The organism is Thermus sp. (assembly GCF_040290245.1).
In the GTDB taxonomy this organism is placed as follows: domain Bacteria; phylum Deinococcota; class Deinococci; order Deinococcales; family Thermaceae; genus Thermus_A.
In genome coordinates this window covers 1-3,917 of sequence record NZ_PSMQ01000098.1, presented here as the reverse complement: position 1 = coordinate 3,917, position 3,917 = coordinate 1, and the positions used below count along the sequence as shown (strand labels likewise).

Below are 3,917 nucleotides of genomic sequence, written 5' to 3'. Positions count from 1 at the left end.
CCTCGAGGGGGTCTTCCGCCTGCAAGATCTCCATCAGCCGCCTGGGGCCGATCCCAGGTGTAAGGGCGAGGGAAAGGGGGTCCACGGAGGTGGAGTATACTGGACAGCTGTGAGCGAGGTGCCCCTTGAGGGAAAGACCTATTCCGGGTTCGTGGCCATCGTGGGCAAGCCCAACGTGGGCAAGTCCACGCTTTTGAACGCCCTTCTGGGGGCCAAGGTCGCCCCCATTAGCCCCAAGCCCCAGACCACCCGGAAGCGGCTTAGGGGTATCCTCACGGAGGGCAACCGGCAGATCGTCTTCGTGGACACCCCGGGCCTTCACGAGCCCGAGGACGCCTTGGGGGAGTTTATGGATCAGGAGGTCTTCGAGGCGCTTTCCGATGTGAACGCGGTGGTCTTTGTGGTGGACCTCCGCCACCCCCCCACCCGGGAGGACGAGCGGGTGGCCCAGGCCCTAAAGAGCCTGGTGGGGAAGGTCCCCATTCTCCTTGTGGGGAACAAGCTGGACGAGGCCAGGTACCCCGAGGAGGCCCTTAAGGCTTACCATGCCCTCCTTCCCGAGGCGGAGGTGAGAAAGCTTTCCGCTCTAGACCCCCGCCAGGTGGCGGGGCTTAAGGCGGAGCTTTTGGCCCTTCTTCCCGAGGGCCCCTTCTTCTACCCCGAGGACTTTGCCAAAAGCGACCAGTCCTTTGAGGACTGGGCGGCGGAGATCGTCCGGGAGGAGGCGATGAAGCGCCTGTGGGAGGAGGTGCCTTACGCCATCGCCGTGAAGACAGAGGAGGTGGCCAAGCGGGAAAACGGCATGCTCTACCTCAAGGCGGTGATCTACGTGGAGCGCCCCTCCCACAAACCCATCCTCATCGGCCAGGGGGGCAGGAAGCTCAAGGAGATCGGCCAGGCGGCGAGGAAGCAGCTGGAGGCCCTCCTCGGCCGGCGGGTCTACCTAGACCTGGAGGTCAAGGTCTACCCCAACTGGCGCAAGGACCCCGAGGCCCTGCGGGAGCTCGGCTACCGTTCGTAAGCTTCGCCCCATCTTCGTGCAGGGTTTGCGCTAAGGTGTGGGGTATGCCCTGGCTCATCCCTCGGAGCATCAGCCCCCTGCACGAAAAGGCGCTGGAGCGGTATGTGGGCCGGCTCGAGGAGGCCCTTTCCGACCCTAGCCTGGACCGAAGCGCCCTGGTGCGGGAGGAGCTTTCCCGGCTCCTTTACGCCCTTCCGTACCCCGACCTCGTGGAGAAGAACCCCCTGGCGGCTTTGGCCTTAGACCCGGAGGGCGTCACCTTCGAGGCGGAGTACTACGCCGCCACCGACCAGGAGAAGTTCCAAAAGGTGAAGCCCCTCCTCTGGTTCTGGAAGGTGCTGGACCTTACCCCCCTCGGCCAGTCCGTCCACTCCGGGGTGGCCATCCGCCGGGTGCTTGCGCCCTTTATCTTCAAGCGGGTGGGGCGGAATCCCAAGTTTTTCCAGAACGTGGAGTTCTCCGTGGGGTACAACCTCGAGCTGGGGGATGACGTGGTGGTTCACCGGTACGTACTTCTGGACGATATCGGGGGTATTGTCATCGGGGACAAGACGAGCCTTTCGGACTATGTGAACGTCTACAGCCACACCCACCACGTCCTGGCCTCCCCCGACGTCACCCTGAAGCAGACGGTCATCGGAAGCGGGGTCCGGATCACCTACCACGCCACCATCCTGGCGGGGGTCCGGATCGGGGACGACGCCATGGTGGGCACCGGCGCGGTGGTCACCCGGGATGTCCCCCCCCACGCCATCGCCCTGGGCATCCCCGCCCGGCCCGTCCGGTACAAGGTCCGGCCCGACTGCCCCTATTGCCGCCGCCAGGAGCCCCACCCGTCCGACCTCATCCCCCGGCTGCCCGACCGCAAGGGCAACCCCGACTACCCGGACTTCCTCCCCCCAGGCTTCGGCACCCGGGAGGCCTAGAGCCCGAGCTCGGCCAGGGCCTTAAGCGCCTCCTCCTTTTCGTTCCAGGGTAGGGTGAGCGTGCCTCGCTCCAACGTGCGCTCATGCCCTTTGCCCGCCAAAAGGACGGTGTCGCCGGGCCGCGCCGCCCTCAGGGCTTGCCGGATGGCCTCCCGCCGGTTGGGCACCAGGGCAAACACCCCTCCTTCCTGGCGGGCGGCCTCGGCCATGGCCTCGAGGATGGCCTCTAAGGGTTCGGTGCGGTGGTCCTCCTCGGTGAAGAAACTCTTGTCCGCCAGGCGGGCGGCCACCTTGGCGATCTCCCTCCGCCGGTTTGGGTCCCGCTCCCCCGCCGCCCCCACCACGAGGAGGAGGCGGCCTTGGGTCGTCTTCCTAAGCGTGGTCAAGGCCGCTTCCAGGCTTCTGCCCGTGTGGGCAAAGTCGATGACCACCCGGAAGGGGGTTTCCTGAACCACCTCCATCCGGCCGGGTAGACCGGGGAAGGCGGCGAGCCCCTCGAGGAGGACCGGCAAAGGGATCCCCAGAAGAAGCCCCGCGCCGGCCGCTGCCAGGGCGTTTTCCAGGTTGTACGCCCCAAGGAGGGGAAGCCGGCCCCTCCCGCTGCCCCAGGGGGTTTTTAGGGTAAAGGCGAGGCCCTGGGGGGTTTCCTCCAGATGGGTGGCCCAAAGACCTCCCGCCTTCCCGAAGGCCAGGTGGGGCTTGGCCGGAAGGAGGGGGGCAAAGGGGGAGTCCAGGAGGGCCTGGTTGATCACCGCCTGCTTGGAGCGCTCTAAAAGGAGGGCCTTGGCCTGGAAGTAGGCCTGCGGCGTGCCGTGGAGGTCCAGGTGGTCGTCGGAGTAGAAGTTCACGAAAACCCCCACCTGGAAGGAAAGGCCCTCCACCCGCTTGAGGGCCAAAGCGTGGCTCGAGATCTCCAAGACCGCGTGGGTGAGGCCCTGCCCTTGGGCCTGGGCTAAAAAGCTGTAGACCTCCGGAGCCTCCGGGGTGGTGAAATGGCCGACCCCGGGGGCCTCCGACTGGCCAAAGCGCCAACCCACGGTGGAAAGCAGCGCCGCCTTGAAGCCCGCCTTCTCCAGCAGGTGGTGCAAAAGCGCGCTGGTGGTGCTCTTTCCCTTGGAGCCCGTCACCCCGAGGAGGACGAGCCGCTTTTCCGGATGGCCGTAAAACCGGGCCGCCACCTCGGCCAAAACCTTCCGGCCGTCCTTTACGCGCAGGTAGGGAACGGGGAGGGAAAGGGGCCTTTCCCCCACCACCGCCACCGCACCCCTTTGGATGGCCTCGGGAATGAAGTCGTGCCCGTCCAGGGGCTTCCGGTGGGGCAGGGCCACCCCGGGGAGGGCGAAGAAAAGATACCCGGGCTCCACCCGCCTCGAGTCCAACGCCAGGCCCCGGACGGGAAGGGGGGGGAAGGGACCATAAGGGGCGAGGAGGTCCTTGAGGGTCATGGTGGGGACTCGAGCCACCCCCTTCTCGGTCTAGCATACCCCTGGTCCAAGGGCGCGGGGGCTTAAGGCGCGGACCGGGGCCGGGCCACCATGGTCAAGGCGGCCTCGATCCGCCGCCCCTCCCGCCAGAGGGTGAGCCGGACCTTGTCCCCTGGGCGGTAGCGGGCAAGGAGCTGGACCACCTCCGCCTTGCCCTGCACCGGACGGCCGTTCACCGCCAGGATGACATCCCCCAGTTCGACCAGCCGCCCCTGCGTGTCCCTCTGGGCCCCCCGGAGGCCTGCCCGGGCCGCGGGTCCCCCCGGTTCCACCCTGTCCACCATCGCCCCTTGGGCGGTGGTCAGGCCCACCGCCCTGAGGAGGACTGGAGGCAGCTCGTCCAGGGAGAGAAGGCTCGCCCCCAGCCAGCCCCGCTGGGGGATGCCGTAGCGTTGGAGGTCCTCCACGCTTTGCGCCACGAGCTCCGAAGGGATGGCCACGCCGATCCCCCCCACGCCCCCGGGGCCGCCCACCACATCGGAGATC

The 3,917-nt window shown here is 67.3% G+C and carries 4 protein-coding genes; 2 read left to right on the top strand and 2 right to left on the bottom strand.

Going from position 1 to position 3,917, the window contains the following annotated elements:
* The first annotated feature begins 118 nt into the window (after positions 1-118).
* A complete protein-coding gene (gene era / locus C4301_RS09530; RefSeq protein WP_352414837.1) occupies positions 119-1,021 on the top strand; it encodes a GTPase Era in 903 nt (300 codons plus the stop codon).
* 44 nt (positions 1,022-1,065) lie between these two features.
* On the top strand, positions 1,066-1,947 hold the full coding sequence (locus C4301_RS09525; RefSeq protein WP_352414835.1) for an acyltransferase: 882 nt from the start codon (positions 1,066-1,068) through the stop codon (positions 1,945-1,947).
* On the opposite strand, the gene C4301_RS09520 is transcribed toward C4301_RS09525, so the two are convergent.
* Positions 1,944-3,392, bottom strand: coding sequence for a Mur ligase family protein (locus C4301_RS09520; protein WP_352414836.1), 1,449 nt, complete (start codon positions 3,390-3,392; stop codon positions 1,944-1,946). The two genes, C4301_RS09525 and C4301_RS09520, sit on opposite strands and share 4 nt — an antisense overlap.
* A 62-nt stretch (positions 3,393-3,454) precedes the next feature.
* Positions 3,455-3,917, bottom strand: a 463-nt coding sequence (locus tag C4301_RS09515) for a S1C family serine protease (RefSeq protein WP_352414834.1), incomplete at its 5' end; no start/stop codon positions are given.

Coding starts and splice junctions, on each gene's coding strand:
- C4301_RS09525 (WP_352414835.1), top strand. CDS start 1,066: ATGCCCTGGCTCATCCCTCGGAGCATCAGCCCCCTGCACGAAAAGGCG.
- C4301_RS09520 (WP_352414836.1), bottom strand. CDS start 3,392: ATGACCCTCAAGGACCTCCTCGCCCCTTATGGTCCCTTCCCCCCCCTT.